We start from the raw sequence: 19,900 nt of genomic DNA on the forward strand, positions 1-19,900 counted from the left end.
CGCGCCGGCCGGGACGCATGGAAGCGTCCCCGGACCCGCACGCGGCCTTGTGTGTCTAACAATGATAAGCGGGCGCCCTTAAAGTTTTCCAAACAGTGGAGTAGCCGGCTCCGGTTCTTTTCCTGTAAAAAATAACAATATCCAAATGATGTTAAGTCACGACAGGCTGGGTTCGTAACTACGGCCAAGAACAGGCGTCGGCAGCGCGTCGCCGGCGAAATGCGCGGCGAGGTTGGCCCGCACCAATGCGCCCATCGCCTGCCGCGTCGCCATGGTCGCGCTGCCCTGGTGTGGCGAGAGCACGACGTTGGCGAGGCGCAAGAAGCGCGGGTCGATGGTCGGCTCGTTCAGGAACACGTCGAGGCCGGCGCCGGCGATCGCTCTGCTTTCAAGCGCGGCGATCAACGCCGCCTCGTCGATGGTGGTGCCGCGGGATATGTTGACGAGAAGGCCGTCGCGACCGAGCGCGGCAATGGTGGCGGCATCGACGAGGCCTGCCGTTTCGCCGCCGCCGGCCACCGCCACCACCAGAATGTCCGACCAGGCGGCCAAGGCCACCGGCGTCGGAAAGGCCCGCCAGGGCGACGAGGTCTTCGGCGATCTGTTCCAGTAGCCGATTTCGGTGTCGAAGCCTGCGAAACGGCGTGCGATCGCCTCGCCGATGCGGCCGAGCCCGACGATGCCGATCTTCCGGCCCGAGACGCTGCCGGTGAGCGACATCGATCCCTCGGTCCAGGCTCCCGATCTCACGAAGGCGTCGCCGTCGACGATGCGACGGGCGAGTGCCAGCGTCAGCGTCAGGGCCATGTCGGCAACGTCGGCGGTCAGCACGTCGGGCGTGTTGGTGACGGCGACGTTGTGACGCGCCGCCGCCGCAAGGTCGACCTTGTCGTAGCCGACGCCATAGACGGCGATCAGCTCCAATGCCGGCAGCGCCTCGATCAGCGCCGCTTCGGCGCCCCGTCCGCCGGAGGTGACCAGGGCCTTGATGTCGCCGACTTCCGCGAGAGCGGGCGGTCCGCCGGCCGGCAGATCGACGAGGTCGTAAACCTCGCGCATTGGCGCCAAATCCCAGTCGGGCATCGACGACACCATGAGGACTTTCGGACGCGGCGGCGGAACGGCAGGCATGGCGAACTCCGGTTGTTGGGGCGCTGAGAGGTGTCCTTGACGCCCTCCATTCGTATGACGATAGTGCCCTGCCGCACGCCGGGGAAGGGCGGACGCCGCAGGATGGCGAGGAGGAGAGCATGAGCGACTACGACACGTTTGACGGCCGCTTCGGGTCGCTGGTGATCGGCAGCGCCGCCATCGAGCGGCTGTGGACCGGCGGCCGCTGGACGGAGGGGCCTGTCTACGTGCCCGCCGCCAAGGCCTTGCTCTGGTCCGACATCCCCGAGGACCGCGTGCTGCGCTATGACGAGACGAGCGGTGCCGTCTCTGTGTTCGAGCATCCCTGCGGCTACCACAACGGTCATACGCTCGACGCCTTCGGCCGCGTGATCGCCTGCGAGCATGGCGGTCGCCGCGTTTCCCGTCTTGGTCATGATGGTCGCTGGGAAACCGTCGTCGATCGCTTCGACGGCAAGCGCCTCAACTCCCCCAACGACGTGGTGGTGAAGTCGGACGGAAGCATCTGGTTCTCCGATCCGAGCTACGGCATCGACAGCGACTACGAGGGACATGCGGCGAAAAGCGAGATCGGCGCCTGCAACGTCTACCGCCACGATCCCGAAACCGGCGAGACGACGGCGGTGGTGACCGGCATCGACCGCCCCAACGGTCTCGCCTTCTCGCCGGACGAGAGCGTCCTATACGTCTCGAACACGTCGCTGTCCGACAGGCCAGCCATCCATGCCTTTCGAGTCGCCGAGAATGGGCAGGCGGTGGGCGAGGGCCGGGTGTTCGCGATCTCCGAGGCTGGCTTTTTCGATGGCTTCCGCCTTGATCTGGCCGGCAACCTCTGGACATCCAGCGGCGACGGCGTTCGCGTCTATGCCGCCGATGGTACGCTGCTCGGCCGCATCAACATTCCCGAAACGGTGTCCAACCTTTGCTTCGGCGGTCCCAAACGCAACCGGCTCTATATCACCGCGACGTCGTCGCTTTACGCGGTTTACGTGTATGCGAACCCGGCGAACCGGCCGCTGCCGTCGGCCGAAAGCGCGGCGCACCTGGGTCGTGGGTAGTAGTGACCTAAGCAATATCACCTAAGCGGTGATGCTCGCTGCAGCTTACCGGCGGCCGTGTGGCGTTCAGTATCAAGAAAACTGTCGACAGGCCCGCCAGAATCGATATTGATCTCTGGTAATTGGCAGTCTCCGGAGTTGACCCAACGTGGGCGATGATCGTGCTCGGCTCAATCTGAAAAGTCTGGCCCGCCACCTTGATCTGTCGATTACTACCGTCAGTCGAGCGCTGCGCAACGGGCCGGAGGTCCGCAAGGAGACCATCGAGCGGGTTCAGAAGGCGGCGGCTGAGCTTGGTTACGTCCGAGACTTCGGCGGCCTGACGCTCAGGACCGGTCTGTCCTATTCCATCTGCGTGCTGATGTCGGCCGTGCCGCCGGACGATATCGCCGACACAGGCTCCGTGGGCCTGCTTCAGGGCGTGCACGAAGTGGCCCAGGCAGCCGGCTACGCCGTGACCGCCGTGCCGCTTGCTCCCGGCGCGGACCCGATCGACGCGCTGAAGACCATCATCGACGGGCGCCGTGCCGACGGGCTGATCTTCGATCACACCTTGCCGATGGATCCGCGGGTCCGCTTCCTGCTGGAGCGCGACTTCCCCTTCGTCACCTTCGGGCGCACCGAGCTGTTCACGCCGCATGCCTGGTTCGACATCGACGACGAGGACGCCACCTACCGCGCCGTGCGGCATCTTCTGGCAAGCGGCTACCGCCGCATCTGCCTCATCAACCCGCCGACCGAGTTCATGTTCTCGCAGTATCGCCAGCGTGGCTACCGCAAGGCACTGGCCGAGGCGGGTGTGGAGATCGATCCGCGTCTCGTCCTCGATCTCGACCTCACCGCTCGGCGGACGCGCGCCTCGGTCAAGGACCTGATGGTGCAGGAAAGCCCGCCCGACGCCTTCATCTGCGTCAACGACATCACCTCGCTCGGCATGATGACCGGCCTTCGCGACATCGGGCTGGATCCCGCCGATTTCGGTTTCTGCGCGTCGACCACCACCCGGCTGATCGAGTATGTCGAACCGACGCCGGTGAGCTTCTATTTCCCGCTGCAGGAGGCCGGGCGGCGCCTGACGCGGTTGATGCTGCGCCGCCTCGAAGGCGAGACCGACATCACCCAGTTGCAGGAGTTGGCGGTCGCCGAGATGCACGTGCCGACGCGGCGGCGGTGACGCCGCAGGGATCCTGAGGCCACAAGATCGTACATCCCCGCTGGTGATCCTTTCGTTTGCCCGTCTGGATTGGTCGGGCTATGGTACTGCGATTCCCCGGCGTGTGTCGCTCCGCAGGGGAAGGGACGTTCGTCCCGGAGGAGCAGCGGCTTCCAGCATTTCGAGATAACCTATGGCTGACCTCGTCAATCGCGCCGCCGCGAAAGACCTTGCAGGAAACTGGACGCTTCACGCGACGGATGAATCGATTTCCGTGCCGTTTCCATTGCCGGGTGATGCCCTTTCGGCGCTGATCGCCGCCGGCGTCCTGCCGGATCCTTACGTCGGCGAGAATGAGCTGGTCGTGCGCTGGCCGGCCGAGCGCGACTGGATTGCCCGCCGTAGCTTTTCCATGGATGCCGACGAGCTTGGCCACCCCTGGGCGATCTACGCCGACGGCCTCGACACCGTCGCCGAGGTGTGGATCAACGGCCAGCCGGTGCTTGCCGCCGCCAACATGTTCCGCCCGCATCGCGCCGAAGTTGGCAGTGCGTTGCGGCCCGGCGACAACGAGATCGAGATCGTCTTCCGATCCAACGTCAAAGCAGCGATCGAGGCGGCTGCCAGACAGCCATATGAGCAGCCCTACAGCGCGCAGATGCAGGCGACGCCGCACATCAATCTTCTGAGGAAGGTGCAGTGTCATGCCGGCTGGGACTGGAACATCGCCATGATGCCGTTCGGCCTCTATGGCGACATTCGCCTGGAGCGCGCCGACCTGCCCAGCATCACCTATGTCCAGCATCGCCAGCGCCACGACGCGGCAACCGGTGCCGTCGATGTCGACGTCGAGGTCCGAATCCAGGCGAAGGCCGCCTGCAATGAACTGCTCACCATCCAGCTTGGCGACGAGAAGGTCAGCCTTCAGGTGACCTGTTCGGCTGGAAACACGGTAGCAGAGGCGACGCTGCGCGTGGAAAATCCGCGCATCTGGTGGCCGGCTGGCTCGGGCGAGCAGCCGCTCTACGATCTCACCGTGACGCTCGGCGGTACGGCCCATCGCCAGAGGATCGGCCTCCGCCGCATCGAGGTGGTGACCAAGCGCGACGAGATCGGCGTGCCGCTGACGGTGCGCGTCAACGGGCTCGACCTGTTTTGCCGCGGCGCCAACTGGATTCCGGGCGACGCCTTGCCGTCGCGCATCACGCCGGACGCGGTACGGCCGCAGCTTGAGGACGCTGTCGCCGTCGGCATGAACATGCTGCGCGTCTGGGGCGGCGGCCAGTATGAACCGGACTGGTTCTACGACCTCTGCGACGAACTCGGCATCCTGATCTGGCAGGATATGATGTTCGGTTGCGCCCTCTATCCCGCCGACAATGCCTTCCTCGCCGAGGTCGACCGGGAAATCGAGCATCAGGTTCGCCGGCTGTCGCACCACGCCTCGATCACCCTCTATTGCGGTGACAACGAAGTGATCGGCGCGCTCACCTGGTTCGAGGTGGCTCGTGCCAATCGCGACCGCTATCTCGTCGCCTACGACCGGCTGAGCCGGACGATCGAACTGGCCGCCCACCGCGCCGATCCCGACCGGCTGTTCTGGCCGTCGTCGCCTTCGAAGGGGCCGATGGACTTCGGCGACGCCTGGAAGGCCGAGGGCTCCGGCGACCAGCACATGTGGGACGTCTGGCATGCCGGCAAGTCGTTCGCGGCCTATCGCGGGGTGCGGCCGCGCTTTGCCTCGGAGTTCGGCTTCCAGTCCTTCGTATCGCTGTCGACGTTGCGCCGCTATATCGAGGAGGAAGATCTCGACATCGCTTCGCCGGCCATGGAGCTGCACCAGAAGAACGCCGGCGGCAATGCGCGCATCGTCGAAACGATCTCGCGCTACTTCCGCTTCCCGAAGAATTTCGAGAATGTCGTCTATCTCAGCCAGGTGCAGCAGGGCCTCGCCATGAAGATCGCCATCGACTTCTGGCGATCGATCAAGCCGGAATGCATGGGCGCGCTCTACTGGCAGCTCAACGACACCTATCCTGTGGCCTCGTGGTCGTCGATCGAATACGGCGGCCGCTGGAAGCTCTTGCATTCGATGGCCCGGCGCTTCTTCGCCCCGACCAACGTGGTGGCGATCCCGTCCGCCGATACCTCCACGGTGGAACTCTTCGGGGTGAACGACACCCGATCCGAGGTGGTGATGGCCGGCAAGGCCTTCTGGCTCGCCGTCGACGGGTCCCGCCGGCCGGTCGGTGAGTTCATCAAGACGGTGCCGATCGATCGGGCGGTTTCTCTGCTGGCGATCCCGGCCAATGGCAGCCCGGATGAAGTGCTCTGCTTTACCTGGAGCGATCCGTCCGGCGAGCATTCCGACCATCACGCCGTGTCGCCCTACAAGGCGTTGCGCCTGCGTGACCCCGGTCTCGTGGTCGAGGCGGCAAAGCTCGGCGCGGGCGAGTGGCGCTTCACCATCACCGCCACCACAGCGCCGGCCTTCTACGTGTCGCTCGAGACGGACCCTTACGGCGTGTTTTCCGACAACGCCGTCCTGGTGACGCCGGAAGCGCCGGTCGAGATTGTCTGGACGTCGCGGTCGGGTGATGTCGACCCGGTCGACAGCTTGGTGGTTCGCGACCTCCGTTCGAGCTACCGGCCGAGCGAGGCCGTCATTCGCAGAGCGTAGTGGGAGAGAACCTGTCGCCAAAAGAAAACCCCGCGTCTTGGGAAGGCGCGGGGTTTTCTTTGTCTGTCGGCACAGCCGTCTCAGCGCGTCGGCACCGGCGTGGCGCCGCGATAGTCGTAGAAGCCGCGCTGCGTCTTGCGGCCGAGCCAGCCGGCTTCGACGTACTTCACCAGAAGCGGGCAGGGGCGGTACTTGCTGTCGGCAAGGCCGTCGTGCAGCACCTGCATGATGGAGAGGCAGGTGTCGAGGCCGATGAAGTCTGCGAGCTGCAGCGGCCCCATCGGATGATTGGCGCCGAGGCGCATGGCGGTGTCGATGGAATCCACCGTGCCGACGCCTTCGTAGAGAGTGTAGATCGCCTCGTTGATCATCGGCAGCAGGATGCGATTGACCATGAAGGCAGGGAAGTCCTCGGAGACGGCGACCGTCTTGCCGAGCTTCGACACGAAATTGCGCGCGGCCTCGAAGGTCTCGTCCTCGGTGGCGATGCCGCGCACCAGCTCGACGAGCTGCATCACCGGCACCGGATTCATGAAGTGGATGCCGATGAAGCGTTCCGGCCGATCGGTGGAGGCGGCGAGGCGGGTGATGGACACCGACGAGGTGTTGGTGCCGATCATCGCCTCGGGCTTCAGCTCGGGACAGAGCTGGGAGAGCGCCTTGCGCTTGATGGTTTCGTTCTCCGTCACCGCCTCGATGACGAGATCGGTGTCGGAGAAGCCCTCGAGGTCGGTCAGGAGCTTGATGCGGGACAGCGCCTCGCGGCGTTGCTCCTCGGTGATCTTCTTGGACGCGACCTGACGGCTGAGGTTGGCGGAAACGACGTTGAGGCAGGCTTCCAACCGATCGCGCGCAACGTCATAGAGCCCGACGTCGAGACCCGCGAGAGCACAGACATGCGCGATGCCGGAGCCCATCTGACCCGCGCCCATGACGCCGACCGACCTGATTTCAACCATAGAAGACCCCGAGCCTCTCGGACGCGGCCGGATACGGCGCGCCTCGTGACAAATATCAGAACATTCTAGCTCAACCGAGGGCTTTCGTCAGCTCCGGTACGAGCTCGAACAGGTCACCGACGAGGCCGTAGTCGGCGACCTGGAAGATCGGCGCCTCACCATCCTTGTTGATGGCGACGATCACCTTGGCGTCCTTCATGCCGGCAAGGTGCTGAATGGCGCCGGATATGCCGACCGCGACGTAAAGGTCGGGCGAGACTGCCTTGCCGGTCTGGCCGACCTGCCAGTCGTTAGGGGCGTAGCCGGCATCGACCGCGGCACGGCTGGCGCCGACGGCGGCGCCGAGCCGGTCGGCCAGCGGCAGCAGCAGCGCCTTGAACTGCTCTTCCGAGCCAAGCGCCCGGCCACCCGACACGACGACGCGGGCCGAGGTGAGCTCGGGGCGATCGGCGGTGGAGAAGACGTCGCCGACAAAGGTCGAAAGACCCGGATCGGTGGGCACGGCAACCGCTTCGATCGGCGCCGGGGGGCGATCTTCCACGAGCGTCGCGCGGAAGGAGGCGGTGCGGACGGTGATCAGCTTGATCGGGTCGGTGGAGCGCACCGTGATCAGAGCATTGCCGGCGTAGGTCGGCCGCTCGAAGGTGTCGGGCGCCAGCACGGCGGTGATGTCGGAGATCTGCATCACGTCGAGCAGCGCCGCCGCGCGCGGCACGGCGTTCTTGAAGGTGGAGGTCGCCGGCGCCAGTACGGCCGAGTAAGCCGGGGCGAGCGCCACGATCAGGGCGGCGAGCGGCTCGGCGAGGCCATGTCCCAGCGCCGGGGCCTCGGCGGTCAGCACGCGGCTGACGCCCTTGAGCTTGGCTGCCTCGGCTGCTGCTGCGGCGACGCCGTCACCGGCCACCAGCACATGGATGTCGTCGCCGAGGGCCAGCGCCGGGGTCAGCGCCTTCAGCGTGGCGTCCTTGATCGAGCTGCCGTCGTGGGCGGCGAGGAGAAGGGTGGTCATGTTGGCTGGCCTTTCTCAGAGCACGCCGGCTTCGGTCTTCAGGCAGTCGACCAGTTCGGCGACCGAGGCGAGGCGGCGGCCGGCCGGCCGGACCGGCGGCTCGGCGGTTTTCAGCACCATGAGGCGCGGCGTGAGATCGACGCCATATTGCGCAGCCGGCCGGAGATCGATCGGCTTCTTCTTGGCTTTCATGATGTTGGGCAGCGAGGCGTAGCGCGGCTCATTGAGGCGCAGGTCTGCGGTGACGACGGCCGGCAGCGACAGGCGCACGGTCTGGAGGCCACCATCGACCTCGCGCGTTACCTCGATACCGTTATCGCCCAGGACCAGCTTGGAGGCGAAGGTGCCCTGCGGCCAGCCGAGCAGGGCCGACAGCATCTGGCCGGTCTGGTTGCAATCGTCGTCGATCGCTTGCTTGCCGAGGATGACCAGGCCGGGCGCTTCCTCGGCGACGATCGCCTTCAGAAGCTTGGCGACGGCTAGCGGCTCGACGGTGCCTTCCGCTTCCAGAACGATGCCGCGGTCGGCGCCCATGGCGAGTGCGGTGCGGACCGTTTCCTGGGCTTCCTTGGGGCCGATGGAGACGGCCACCACCTCGCTGGCAATGCCGGCTTCTCGCAGGCGCAGCGCTTCCTCGACGGAAATCTCGTCGAAGGGATTCATCGACATCTTGACGTTGGCGAGATCGACGCCGGAACCGTCGGCCTTGACGCGGATGTTGACGTTGTAGTCGACGACCCGCTTCACGGGCACGAGAATCTTCATCGGAACCATCTCTCCGGACCAATGGACGAACGGCCAAAACGGCCTGCAACGGGCGGGTTTTGCGCGCGAGGCGTGACCGTAGCGACCGTCCGCCTCGGCGTCAACGGCGGCACGCGTGGGCTTGGAACCGTCAGAACGGTGCGATGAGCCGGCGGAGATAGTCGAGCTCGAGCGGGGGGCGGTTGGGGTCGGCATAGCGGCGGCGCAGTTCCTCGAGCAGTCGCCGCGCCCGCTGAACTTCGATCTCGCCGGGCACCTTTGTATCGTCGCCGAGGTCGGGGCCGCGCCGGCCGGTGGGCCGGCCGAGCGGATCGGTGCCGCCCTCACGGGCGCCGGCGGTGCCTTGCCCCTGGCCGCGCATCATGTCGCGGGCGCCGCTCCGAAGGGCATCGAGGGCGGCGCCCTGGTTGCCGACGGCGGACTCGGTGTCGCCGGTGCCGAGGTTGCGGCCGGCGTCGCGCATGGCGCGGCCGGCGCCCTCAAGGCCGCCTTTTCCCTCTTCTCCGCTCCCCTGCGCTCCTTTGGACAGGCGGGACATCAGCTCTTCCAGGCGCTTTGACAAGGCCGACTGCTCTCTTTCGAGATCCTGGAGGGCCTGTTGATCGCCGCTGTCATCGCCGAACTCCTCGCCGGTGTAGCCGTCGGGCGTCAGCTTGTGGGTGCGGTTCTGCAACTCCTGCTGTCGGCGAATGATGTCGGCCAGCTCGTCGAGATCAGGGTCGCTGGCGCTACCCGCCTCTGGTTGGGCAAACTGCAGGCCCGAAAGTATGTCGTCGAGCTGCGACAGGAGCTCGGCGGCAGCGTCGCGTTCACCGAGCTCGCCCAGTTGGCGCATGCGGTCGATGAGTTTCTTGAGGTCGTCGCTGGTAACGCGCTCGCCGCCTTTCTGGCCGAGATCGCTGAGGCGGGAGGGATCGGAAGCCGCCGCTTCGGCCATCGCCTTGAGATAGTCGTCGAGTGCGGCCTTGAGCTCCTCGGTAAGGCGGGCGATTTCCTCGGGCGAGGCACCACTTTCCAGCGCTTTTCTCAATGCCTCGCGGGCGGCGGCGAGCCGCTCGGCCGCCGGCGCCGCGTCGCCGGCCTCGATGGCGAGCGCCATCTGCCAGAGATAGTCGAGCACCGGCTTCAACGCGGCGTCGTCACGCGCCAGCAGGATACGGTTGCGGGCGACGCGCAGGCCAAGGATCTCGCCCGGACGGTCGATGAAGGCGGCGCCGAGATCGCCCAGCGTTTCAAAGGTTGCTGCCACCGCTTTGGCCTGTCGAGCGTCGGACGCCAGCAGTCTTCGCTGCTCGACGACGGCGGCAGCCAAAGGATTGCGGAAGGGGCGAGCCGGCAGGTCGATGAGGAGCGGCGGCGTCTCGGCCACCTGACCGGCATCGTCGCGGGCCTCAAGGACGAGACGAACCCGGCCGCCAGCCAGCGGATGGGTGGTGAGGTCGGAGGTGGTGACGGCGCGGTCAACACCCCGACGCGGCAGGGCCAACGTGACGTCGGGCAGGGCGACGAGCGGGCGAGCACCCTCAGCCGCGTCGGGCGCCAGCATGGCGCGGGCTGCGGCGACGCGATAGTCGTCGTTGATGGCGTAGGCGAGGCGGAGCGCGCCGCGCGCGGTGGCCGCCGGTTGCTCGGCAAGGCGGACGGCCGGTGGAGTGTCGGCCCGGACGGCGATCGGCAGTTCCATGGCCTGCAGGCCGTCGCCCCCCAGCGTCAGGCGGCCGGAGGCGGCAAGGCGATGCTCGTAGGCCATCTGCCCTGGCGCCGGGGAGCGTCCGTCGAGCGACATGGGTGGCTTGCCCTCGGCGGCGAAGGCAGCACTTGGCGAGCCGATACCGGCGAGCCGTATGGCGAGTGTCGTTCCGGCGGGCAGCGTGACTGAGGGAGCGTCAGGGAGGGCGTCAGGCGAAACGACGGTGCCGTTCGACGTCGTTACCAGGGCACGCGGCGTCAGCCCGGTGTAGGTTGGTGGGTTCGCCCAGATGTCGACGCGGATGTCGGGTGGTATGGAAACCGGCGGCCGGAAGACCGCCGTCACCGGTCCCAGATGGTCGGGCGTCGCAAAGAAGCCGACGATCAGCAGCAGGAACACGGCCGCTCTCAAGGCATAGGGATCGGCACGATCGAGACGCGGCGACGGAAGGCTTGCTTTCAAGCCCTTCAAAGCAACCACGAGGCGTCGGCGGTGAGCCTGCCACAGGGCATCGGCGAGCGCGTCGCCGGTGGCCGAGGGGTGGTCGAGGAAGGCGCTGAGCGGCCGATGCGGAACGCCGCGCTCCAGCCGGTCGGCCGCCTGCCGCCGGTCGGGCCAGGGCGTTCTGAGAAGATGGACGACGCTGGCGAGGAGGGCGGCGGCGAACAGTCCGGCGGCGGCGAGGCGAAGGGCGGCCGGCAACCGCTCGAAGACGCCCAGCCAAGCCAGCGCCAGAAACATGCCGAGCACGGACAGCACCAGCGCAAGGCGCGGCCACAGACGCTCCCAGGCGAGCGACAGGCCGGACAGCGCCACCGCGCGGGCGGTGGCGGACGGCAAGTCGCCATCCCGGCTGTCGGGCCTGAGCGGTCCTTCGGTCATCGGGGCCTTTCCCTCGGTCTCACGCGCCTGTGTCCTTCTCAACACTCTAGAAGGGAAATGGGTCGAAGATAAGGGTGTCGCCGCATTCTGGCCGCCTTCACGGTACATCCGGGAAGGGCCGGTCGTCTCGCGCCTTTGCGGAGACCACGACCTTCGCTAAAATCACCCGTCCGTGGACGACTGTTTCCGGGAAGAAAGCCTTGCCGACGATTTCCGGCCCGTGCGGCCGCGCCCGCCGCCTTTTCCGACTAGCCGCTGCGTTGCCGCTGCTTATGAACCTTGCCGGCGGCGCGGTCGCCGCTCCCTATCTCGCCGTCGATCTCGCCACCGGCGCGGTATTGGCCGAGAATCAGAGCTTCGATCCGTGGTATCCCGCGTCCATCACTAAGCTGATGACCGTCTATGTGACGCTGTCGGCCATCAAGGCCGGCGAGATTCGCGGTGATTCGGGCGTGGTGATGACACCGGCCGCCGCGCGCGAGCAGCCCTCCAAGATGGGCTTCAAGCCGGGCACGGTACTGACCGTCGACACGGCGCTGCGCATCATCATGGTGAAGTCGGCCAACGACGTTTCCTACGCGCTGGCCGAGCGGGTCGGTGGCAGTCTGCCCGGTTTCGTCGCCCGCATGAACGGTGCGGCGCGGTCGCTCGGCATGGCCAACACACGCTTTTCCAATGCCAATGGCCTGCCGGACCCCAACCAGTGGACGACCGCCCGCGACTACGCGCTGCTCGCCCGCACCCTGCTCAAGGATTTTTCCGGCTATCGGGAACTCTACCGGACGACGGCGCTGTCGCTCGGTGGCAAGGTCATCAAGAACCACAACAACCTTCTTGAACGCTACCCTGGCGCCGACGGCATGAAGACCGGCTTCATCTGCTCGTCGGGCTTCAACGTGGTGGCGACGGCGACGCGCAACGGCCGGCAGATCCTGACCATCGTGCTTGGCGGCAAGACGGCGCGGGAGCGCGACGAACTGGCGGCCAGCCTGCTCGAGGCGTCATTCCGGACGCCGTCTTCCGCGGCATCCGTCACGATCGACCGGCTGGCGCCGCGCGGTCCGGTGGCTGCCGTCGCCGCCGACATGCGCGAACTCGCCTGTCCCAAGCGGAAAAAAGGTGCCAAGGCGCCGGTCGGCGAGGATCTCGGCGACGGGGACGACCAGCCGGCGAGCTTCCTCGTGCCGCGCTTCAAGGTGATGGATCCCATCCCCATCAGCCTCGGCGGCGCCAGCGACATGCCCGACCCTGTGGAGCCAGCGGTCGAGGCAGCGGCCGACGTGCCCCTGCCGCTGCCCAGACCCGTTCGTTGAAGCCTGCCAGAAGAGGAACAGACGTCTTGCCGGAAGCCAACCGCCAGTCCAAGCCGGTCATTCCCGTTACCATCGTCACCGGCTTTCTCGGGGCGGGCAAGACCTCGCTGCTCAACCGGCTGGTGCGCGATCCGGCGCTGGCCGGCACCGGCTTCATCATCAATGAGTTCGGCGAAATCGGCATCGATCACCTTCTCGTCGAGGCGGCGGATGACGGCATCGTCGAGCTGTCGTCGGGGTGTCTTTGCTGCACGGTGCGTGGCGAACTGGTGACCACTCTCGAGAACTTCCTCCGCGGCCTCGACAACGGCCGCATCGACACGCTGAGCCGGATCGTCATCGAGACCACGGGCCTTGCCGACCCGGTGCCGGTGCTCGCCACGCTCACCGCCCACCCTTACCTGTCGCTGCGCTATGCGGTGGATGGCGTGATCACGGTGGTCGACGCCGTCAACGGTGCCAGGACGCTCAATGAGCACGAGGAGGCGGTGAAGCAGGTCGCGGTGGCCGACCGGCTTGTCATCGCCAAGGCCGACCTTCCCGAAGGGGCGGAGCGACTGCCGGCCCTCAAATGGCGACTGACTGCGCTCAACCCGGGGGCGCCGCTCGTTGACGCTGCCGCCGCTTCGCCGGACAATCTTCTCGGCTCAGGTCTCTACGATCCTGCCACCAAGACGGCTGATGTCCGGCGCTGGCTCAACGCCGAGGCTTTTGATGCCGCCGGCGAGCATCGTCATGATCACGATTGCGCCGGCGGAGCTTGCGACCACCCGAGCCATCATCACCACGGCGAACATCATCATCACCACCACGACGAGGACAGCCGGCACGATGGTGTCAGCGCTTTCTCGTTGGTTTCCGACAATGCGCTGCCAGCCGGCGCGCTCGAAATGTTCCTGGAGCTTCTGCGTGCCGCCCACGGCCCGAAGCTGTTGCGGCTCAAGGGGGTGGTCCGGCTCGCCGAGGACCCCGATCGGCCGCTGGTCGTCCATGCCGTCCAAGAGCTGTTCCATCCGCCCGTCCGCCTTCCGGCGTGGCCCGATGCCGACCGACGGACCCGGCTGGTGTTCATCACGCGGGATCTTGCCGAAGACGAGGTCAAGCGCCTGTTCGATGCCTTCGCCGGCGTCCTCGCTCCCGACACGCCCGACCGTCGCGCGATGACCGACAATCCCCTGGCGCTTGCGGGCTTCACGCCGCCGTCGCAACGCACCTAAGCGGATTTCTTGGAATACGTAATTTTCCTGATGACGAAGTTGTCTGAAAGGTTGCTTGTTTCGATTTTTCAAGCGGCGCATGGGCTATTAACAATTTATCCACAGATTTTGTAAAGCGGGATTCCTGTCAAAATTAACTATATCATTGGGCTATCTATCTTTTTTCATTATCCTTTTCGGAGTGAACGAATAACGGCGAGCTTGCAGAGAAACGGCGTTAATGCTCCGTTAACCATAATGGTTCGATCCTCGGAACCGGAGTGGTCGGGTGCCCTGGGGCGCGCTACGAACTCCCGACCAAGACGGGATTGAGAACGTGCTGACAACACTCGCTAAGCCGGAGTCGTTCCTGTTTTCCTGGGTGGACGGCGACCATGCCGTGGTCGTCCGTATCGTCGAGGCATCGCATCAGCAGGCGGTGGCTCGCTTCCGGGCGATGAGCACCACTGAACGCCGGAAGGCCATCGTCGGTCGCGTCGAGGATCGCGAGATCGATCATCTCGAGCGCATCGGCGAGTGGCTTGAGCGTCTTCTGCCGCGCTTCGGCTTTGCCGGCCGCAGCCACGCCTGAGGCGCCTCTTTAGTCAGATTTCGCCGCTGCCTCGATCAGAGCCAGTGCTGCGGGCGAATCCCATTGAGCAGGTCCCGCCAAAGAGGCGAGGGCGCAGCCGTTGCGGTCGACCACGAAGGTGGTGGGCAGGCCCAGAACCAATCCCTTCGATTTCAGCTCGTTGAAGGCGCGCATCTCAGGGTCGCGCAGGTCGATGAGCGAGGTGGCGCCGATATCGGCCAGGAAGCGCGTCGGCTTGTCCGGGCTGCCGACATCGACGTTGAGCCCCACCACCGAAAAATCGGGGCCGCCGCGTTTTTCCTGAAGCGCCTGAAGGTGCGGCATCTCCGTGCGACAGGGCACGCACCAAGTCGCCCACATGTTGAGGACCAGCGTCTGGCCGGCGAACTCGGCAAGGCGGCGCTCGCCGCCATCGGCGGTACGCAGGACGAGATCGGAGAAATCGGCCGGCGTGTCGGCCGGCAGCAAGGCGGCAAGATCGCCGACGGCAAGCGGCTTCAGAGCCTTCGCCTTTGACGCCGCCGCCGCGCAACGGCCGCCGCTCTCGACAGCGCCCCTCTCCGTCACGTATACCGCAGCAAGGCCGGCGGCCACCGCAACGATCGCTGTCGCGGCGAAGACGGGGCGGGAAGGCTTGAGCGGCATCGACCGATCCTCGTTCCTGGAGTGGACCCAATGAGCAACCGCATGTGGGGCGGCCGGTTTTCGGCTGGCCCGTCCGCGATCATGGAGGAGATCAACGCCTCCATCGACTTCGACCGGAAGCTCTACGCCCAGGATATCGCCGGCTCCAAGGCGCATGCCGAAATGCTCGCCGCCCGCGGCATCATATCCGCGGAAGACGCGGGCAAGATCGCCGAAGGCCTCGATGCGATCAAGGCGGAAATCGACAACGGCCGTTTCACCTTCTCGCGAGCCCTCGAGGACATCCACATGAACGTGGAATCGCGCCTCAAGGAGCTGATCGGCGCCGCAGCAGGGCGCCTCCATACCGCCCGCTCGCGCAACGACCAGGTGGCGACGGATTTTCGCCTCTGGGTGCGCGACAGCCTCGACCACGTGGATGGCCAGCTCGCCGACCTGATGAAGGCGCTGGTGAAGCGGGCGGGCGAGCACGCCGATACCGTGATGCCCGGCTTCACCCACCTCCAGTCGGCGCAGCCGGTCACCTTCGGCCACCATCTTATGGCCTATGTCGAGATGCTCGCGCGCGACCGCGGCCGCGTGCAGGACGCACGCCGGCGCCTCAACGAGTGCCCGCTCGGCGCGGCGGCGCTGGCCGGCACTTCGTTCCCGATCGACCGCCACATGACGGCGGCGAGCCTCGGTTTCGACCGCCCGACGGCCAACTCGCTCGACAGCGTCTCCGACCGAGACTTCGCGCTGGAAGCGATGGCGGCGGCGTCGATCATTGCCGTTCACCTGTCGCGCCTCGCCGAGGAGATCGTCATCTGGTCGTCGGCGCAGTTCGGCTTCGTGCGCCTGTCGGACGCCTTCTCGACCGGCTCGTCGATCATGCCGCAGAAGCGCAACCCGGACGCCGCCGAACTGGTGCGCGCCAAGTCGGGCCGCATCATCGGCGACATGAACGCGCTCCTGATCATCATGAAGGGCCTGCCGCTCGCCTATCAGAAGGACATGCAGGAGGACAAGGAGCAGGCCTTCGACTGTTTCGAGAACCTCTCCCTGGTGCTCGCCGCCATGACCGGCATGGTCGACGACCTTGTGCCCAACGTTGCCCGCATGGCCGCTGCGGCCGGTTCGGGTTTCTCCACCGCCACCGATCTCGCCGACTGGCTGGTGCGCGTGCTGGGCCTGCCGTTCCGTGATGCCCATCATGTCACGGGGCGTCTGGTGGCGATCGCCGCCGAACGCGGCATCGAGCTCTCCGATATCCCGCTTGCCGACATGAAAACGGTGCATGACGGCATCACCGAAGCGGTCTACGATGTGCTCACCGTCGAGAATTCCGTCCGCAGCCGCACGTCGCACGGCGGCACGGCGCCCGACAATGTGCGGGCGGAGGTGAAGCGCTGGACGGCGCTTCTCGGCTGAGGATGGGCAACCGCCTGGAAGCAAACGGATCGAGGACAAGATGGTGCTGCGTCTCGGGGTGATAATGCTGATGGTCGGCATCGCGGTGACCGGCTGCGGCCGCAAGGGGGCGCTCGAGGCGCCGAACTCGAGGGCGGAGGCGGCGGTCCCCTCGACCAACGATCCGGGCGCCATCCCACCCACGGCCAAACAGACGACGCCCGACAAGCCTTTCATCCTCGACGGTCTCATCTGAGGGGGTCCGGTTGCATCACTTCACCTATCGCGGCGGCGTGCTCCACGCCGAGGATGTTGCCGTGTCCGCCATCGCCGCGGCGGTTGGGACGCCCGTCTACATCTATTCCTCGGCCACCATCGCACGCCATTTCCGGGTGTTCCGCGACGCGCTCGGCGACGAGCGCTCGCTGGTCTGCTACGCGCTGAAGGCCAACTCCAATCAGGCGGTGATCGGCACCCTGGCCCGCCTTGGCGCCGGCGCCGACGTGGTCTCGGAGGGGGAGTTGCGTCGGGCGCGGGCCGCCGGCATTCCCGCCGACAAGATCGTGTTCTCCGGCGTCGCCAAGACGGTGCGCGAGATCGAATACGCGCTCGCCGAGGGCATCAAGTGCTTCAACGTCGAGAGCGAGCCTGAGCTTGAGCGCCTTTCCGCCGTGGCGACCCGTCTCGGCAAGACGGCACCGGTGTCGCTGCGCATCAACCCCGACGTCGACGCCCGCACCCACGCCAAGATCTCCACCGGCAAGGCCGAGGACAAGTTCGGCATTCCCTGGAAGGAGGCGGTTGAGGTCTATGCCCGCGCCGCAGCGCTGCCGGGCCTCGATGTTGCCGGCATCGACATGCACATCGGCTCGCAGATCACCGATCTCGACCCCTTCGATGCCGCCTTTGCCCGGCTCGGCGACCTAGTGGCGGCCCTGCGCGCTGCCGGTCATGCCATCCGCCACGTCGACCTCGGCGGCGGTCTCGGCATCCCCTACAAGGCCGACAATACGCCGCCGCCGCATCCCGCGGCTTATGTCGAGGTGGTGCGCCGCCACACCAGGTCGCTTGACTGCGAGGTGCTGATCGAGCCGGGCCGCTTCATCGTCGGCAATGCCGGCATCCTCGTCACCGAGGTGCAATATGTGAAGCGCGGCAAGGCGAAGACCTTCGTCATCGTCGACGCGGCGATGAACGATCTCGTCAGGCCGACCCTTTACGACGCCTACCACGAGATCAAGCCGGTCGAGGAACGGCCGGCCGGCGCCGAGCAGGAAAAGGTCGACGTGGTCGGCCCGGTCTGCGAGAGCGGCGACTATCTGGCGCGTGGCCGCAACCTGCCGGTGGCGCGGCCCGGCGAGCTGTTCGCCGTGTTCTCGGCCGGCGCCTATGGTGCGGTTCAGTCGGGCACCTACAACTCCCGTCTCCTGGTGCCGGAGGTGCTGGTGGACGGTGATCAATGGGCGGTGGTGCGTCCTCGCCCCTCCTATGACGACCTAATCGGTCTCGACCGTTTGCCGGACTGGCTGATTTAGCGGCTCGCCTGCCCAAGTTTTAGGCTCGCCCGCTGGCGGGCCTTTTGCCACATTGCCGGGCAGTTGCCGCGCCGGGTGGCGCGGCGTGGGGAGAGTTTGCCCGACGTGTCGACCGCCGTGTCGCTTCAGACAGGAATGCCCCGGCTCGAAAGAGCCGAGGGGGCGGCGCGTGTCGCCTTCGCGCTGCGGCGGATCGGCGGGCGCGAGGAAACGCGGCTGGCCGATCTCTTCCAGGATGGCTCTGCCAATGTGCGCCTGCCGAAGGTGCACGACGGATCGGGGCCGGCCGCCGTCTTCCTGAACAGCGCCGGCGGTGTCACCGGAGGCGACCATCTCACTTTCGAGGCGCATTTCAAGGCAGGGTCGACAGCGACCGTCACCACCCAGGCGGCCGAGCGTATCTACCGTCGTTCCGAAGGCGTCGGCCGCATCGACAATCGACTGATCGTCGAGGCTGGCGCGAAGGCCCATTGGCTGCCGCAGGAGACTATCGTTTTCGATGGCGCCGGCCTCAGGCGCCGGCTCGATGTCGATCTTTTGGGCGATGCCCGTCTCGTCGCCGTCGAAAGCATCGTGCTTGGCCGCACCGCCATGGGCGAGGAGGTCACTGCCGTCGATCTTGCCGATCATTGGCGCGTCCGGCGCGACGGCCGTCTCGTCTATGCCGACGCCCTGCGCCTTTCAGGCGACAGCCGGGCGATACTGTCGGGCGGCGCCACCGGTCGCGGCGCCCGCGCCTTTGCCAGCATTCTGGTGGTGGCGTCAGACGCGGCATCGCAGCTCGATCCTGCCCGTGAGCTGATCGCCACTCTCGCGGCGGACGGTATCGAAGCGGGCGCTTCCACCTTCGATGGGCTCCTGTCCATACGCTGTCTTGCCCTTGACGGCCGCCGCCTGCGAGTGATTGTCGAACCCCTGATCGAAACCCTCACCGGCCGGCCGCTCCCGCGCGCCTGGTCGATCTGAGACGAGGAAGAGTGATGAACCTGACGCCGCGCGAAAAGGACAAGCTGCTTGTCAGCCTCGCCGCCATGGTGGCGCGCAACCGCCTCGAACGGGGCGTCAAGCTGAACCATCCCGAGGCGGTGGCCCTCATCACCGATTACGTGGTCGAGGGCGCCCGCGACGGTCGAACGGTGGCCGAGCTGATGGCCGGCGGCGCCACCGTGCTGCGCCGCGAGCAGGTGATGGAGGGCATCGCCGAGATGATCCACGACGTCCAGGTGGAAGCGACCTTTCCCGACGGCACCAAGCTCGTCACCGTCCACGAACCGATCCGGTGACATCATGGCGCTGGAACTCCGCCCCAACTGCGAATGCTGCGACCGCAACCTGCCGCCGGACGCCGAGGCCTATATCTGCTCCTTCGAGTGCACATGGTGCCCCGACTGCACGACGGGCGTACTGAACGGCGTCTGCCCCAACTGCGGCGGCGAACTCGTCCGTCGGCCGGTGCGCCCGGCCGGGAAGCTCGCTGCCAATCCGGCATCCACCGTCCGCGTCTTCAAGGGCGAGCCCTGTTCGCCCCGCGCCGCCTGAAAGGAACGAGCATGATCCCAGGTGAAGTCATTGCCGAGGCCGGCGACATCGAACTCAACGCCGGCCGTTCGACGCTGGTGCTGGAAGTCGCCAACTCCGGCGACCGGCCGGTGCAGGTCGGCAGCCACTATCATTTTGCCGAAACCAATCCGGCCCTCGTTTTCGACCGCGACAAGGCGCGTGGGCACCGGCTCGACATTCCCGCCGGCACGGCCGTTCGCTTCGAGCCGGGCCAGAGCCGGTCGGTGACCCTGGTGCCCTATGCCGGGAAAGGCGAGGTCTACGGCTTCCGGCAGGCGGTGATGGGAAAGCTCTGAGCGCTTCGCATTCGCTGATCCATTTTCGGTTCGACCGCGTGGTCGGA

At 66.5% G+C, this 19,900-nt stretch carries 19 protein-coding genes; 13 read left to right on the forward strand and 6 right to left on the reverse strand.

Going from position 1 to position 19,900, the window contains the following annotated elements; translation table 11 throughout:
• Positions 1 to 156: 156 nt before the first annotated feature.
• Entirely contained in the window at positions 157 to 1,131 is a 975-nt protein-coding gene (locus CXZ10_RS16405; RefSeq protein WP_101290439.1) for a 2-hydroxyacid dehydrogenase, read from the reverse strand.
• Positions 1,132 to 1,250: 119 nt separating this feature from the next.
• Here CXZ10_RS16405 and CXZ10_RS16410 point away from each other — a divergent pair, with 119 nt between their 5' ends.
• From CXZ10_RS16410 to CXZ10_RS16420, 3 genes are all read left to right on the forward strand, one after another.
• Positions 1,251 to 2,189: an SMP-30/gluconolactonase/LRE family protein gene (locus CXZ10_RS16410; protein WP_101290440.1), complete on the forward strand. Its 939-nt coding sequence runs from the start codon at positions 1,251 to 1,253 to the stop codon at positions 2,187 to 2,189.
• A gap of 148 nt (positions 2,190 to 2,337) precedes the next feature.
• Complete coding sequence (locus tag CXZ10_RS16415; protein WP_101290441.1) at positions 2,338 to 3,363, forward strand: LacI family DNA-binding transcriptional regulator; 1,026 nt, start codon at positions 2,338 to 2,340, stop codon at positions 3,361 to 3,363.
• A gap of 172 nt (positions 3,364 to 3,535) precedes the next feature.
• Positions 3,536 to 6,022 (forward strand): glycoside hydrolase family 2 protein, encoded by a 2,487-nt coding sequence (locus CXZ10_RS16420; protein ID WP_101290442.1) that lies wholly within the window; start codon positions 3,536 to 3,538, stop codon positions 6,020 to 6,022.
• Positions 6,023 to 6,102: 80 nt separating this feature from the next.
• Here CXZ10_RS16420 and CXZ10_RS16425 read toward each other — a convergent pair whose 3' ends face one another.
• From CXZ10_RS16425 to CXZ10_RS16440, 4 genes are all read right to left on the reverse strand, one after another.
• Positions 6,103 to 6,981 (reverse strand): 3-hydroxybutyryl-CoA dehydrogenase, encoded by an 879-nt coding sequence (locus CXZ10_RS16425; RefSeq protein ID WP_101290443.1) that lies wholly within the window; start codon positions 6,979 to 6,981, stop codon positions 6,103 to 6,105.
• Positions 6,982 to 7,051: 70 nt separating this feature from the next.
• Positions 7,052 to 7,990, reverse strand: coding sequence for an electron transfer flavoprotein subunit alpha/FixB family protein (locus CXZ10_RS16430; protein WP_101290444.1), 939 nt, complete (start codon positions 7,988 to 7,990; stop codon positions 7,052 to 7,054).
• Positions 7,991 to 8,005: 15 nt separating this feature from the next.
• A complete protein-coding gene (locus CXZ10_RS16435) occupies positions 8,006 to 8,755 on the reverse strand; it encodes an electron transfer flavoprotein subunit beta/FixA family protein (protein WP_101290575.1) in 750 nt (249 codons plus the stop codon).
• A gap of 130 nt (positions 8,756 to 8,885) precedes the next feature.
• Positions 8,886 to 11,327, reverse strand: a complete 2,442-nt coding sequence (locus CXZ10_RS16440; protein WP_180336039.1) for a TIGR02302 family protein — start codon at positions 11,325 to 11,327, stop codon at positions 8,886 to 8,888.
• 200 nt (positions 11,328 to 11,527) lie between these two features.
• On the opposite strand from CXZ10_RS16440, the gene CXZ10_RS16445 reads away from it, so the two are divergent.
• The 3 genes from CXZ10_RS16445 to CXZ10_RS16455 all read left to right on the forward strand — a co-directional run bounded on the left by CXZ10_RS16445 (position 11,528) and on the right by CXZ10_RS16455 (position 14,428).
• Positions 11,528 to 12,640, forward strand: coding sequence for a D-alanyl-D-alanine carboxypeptidase family protein (locus CXZ10_RS16445; protein WP_244617130.1), 1,113 nt, complete (start codon positions 11,528 to 11,530; stop codon positions 12,638 to 12,640).
• A gap of 26 nt (positions 12,641 to 12,666) precedes the next feature.
• Positions 12,667 to 13,857 (forward strand): CobW family GTP-binding protein, encoded by a 1,191-nt coding sequence (locus CXZ10_RS16450; protein ID WP_101290447.1) that lies wholly within the window; start codon positions 12,667 to 12,669, stop codon positions 13,855 to 13,857.
• Between the two features lie 316 nt (positions 13,858 to 14,173).
• A complete protein-coding gene (locus CXZ10_RS16455) occupies positions 14,174 to 14,428 on the forward strand; it encodes a hypothetical protein (protein WP_143741549.1) in 255 nt (84 codons plus the stop codon).
• Positions 14,429 to 14,437: 9 nt separating this feature from the next.
• Here CXZ10_RS16455 and tlpA read toward each other — a convergent pair whose 3' ends face one another.
• The gene (gene tlpA, locus CXZ10_RS16460; RefSeq protein ID WP_101290449.1) at positions 14,438 to 15,073 is read right to left on the reverse strand and encodes a thiol:disulfide interchange protein TlpA; all 636 of its coding nucleotides are present in this window, start codon (positions 15,071 to 15,073) and stop codon (positions 14,438 to 14,440) included.
• 30 nt (positions 15,074 to 15,103) lie between these two features.
• Between tlpA and argH the strand changes: the two genes are divergently transcribed.
• The 7 genes from argH to CXZ10_RS16495 all read left to right on the forward strand — a co-directional run bounded on the left by argH (position 15,104) and on the right by CXZ10_RS16495 (position 19,853).
• Positions 15,104 to 16,483 carry an argininosuccinate lyase gene (gene argH, locus CXZ10_RS16465; protein ID WP_101290450.1) on the forward strand — a complete coding sequence of 460 codons (1,380 nt, stop codon included), beginning with the start codon at positions 15,104 to 15,106 and terminating at the stop codon, positions 16,481 to 16,483.
• A gap of 40 nt (positions 16,484 to 16,523) precedes the next feature.
• Positions 16,524 to 16,718, forward strand: coding sequence for a lipoprotein (locus CXZ10_RS16470; RefSeq protein ID WP_101290451.1), 195 nt, complete (start codon positions 16,524 to 16,526; stop codon positions 16,716 to 16,718).
• A 10-nt stretch (positions 16,719 to 16,728) separates the two neighbouring features.
• Positions 16,729 to 17,997, forward strand: coding sequence for a diaminopimelate decarboxylase (lysA, locus tag CXZ10_RS16475; protein WP_101290452.1), 1,269 nt, complete (start codon positions 16,729 to 16,731; stop codon positions 17,995 to 17,997).
• Between the two features lie 105 nt (positions 17,998 to 18,102).
• Complete coding sequence (locus tag CXZ10_RS16480; protein WP_210199949.1) at positions 18,103 to 18,963, forward strand: urease accessory protein UreD; 861 nt, start codon at positions 18,103 to 18,105, stop codon at positions 18,961 to 18,963.
• A 14-nt stretch (positions 18,964 to 18,977) separates the two neighbouring features.
• Positions 18,978 to 19,280, forward strand: coding sequence for an urease subunit gamma (locus CXZ10_RS16485; protein ID WP_101290453.1), 303 nt, complete (start codon positions 18,978 to 18,980; stop codon positions 19,278 to 19,280).
• A gap of 4 nt (positions 19,281 to 19,284) precedes the next feature.
• On the forward strand, positions 19,285 to 19,536 hold the full coding sequence (locus CXZ10_RS16490) for a DUF1272 domain-containing protein (protein ID WP_101290454.1): 252 nt from the start codon (positions 19,285 to 19,287) through the stop codon (positions 19,534 to 19,536).
• An 11-nt stretch (positions 19,537 to 19,547) separates the two neighbouring features.
• A complete protein-coding gene (locus CXZ10_RS16495) occupies positions 19,548 to 19,853 on the forward strand; it encodes an urease subunit beta (protein ID WP_101290455.1) in 306 nt (101 codons plus the stop codon).
• The last annotated feature ends 47 nt before the right edge of the window (positions 19,854 to 19,900 follow it).

This window comes from Pleomorphomonas diazotrophica (assembly GCF_002844595.1).
Taxonomy (GTDB): Bacteria; Pseudomonadota; Alphaproteobacteria; order Rhizobiales; family Pleomorphomonadaceae; genus Pleomorphomonas; species Pleomorphomonas diazotrophica.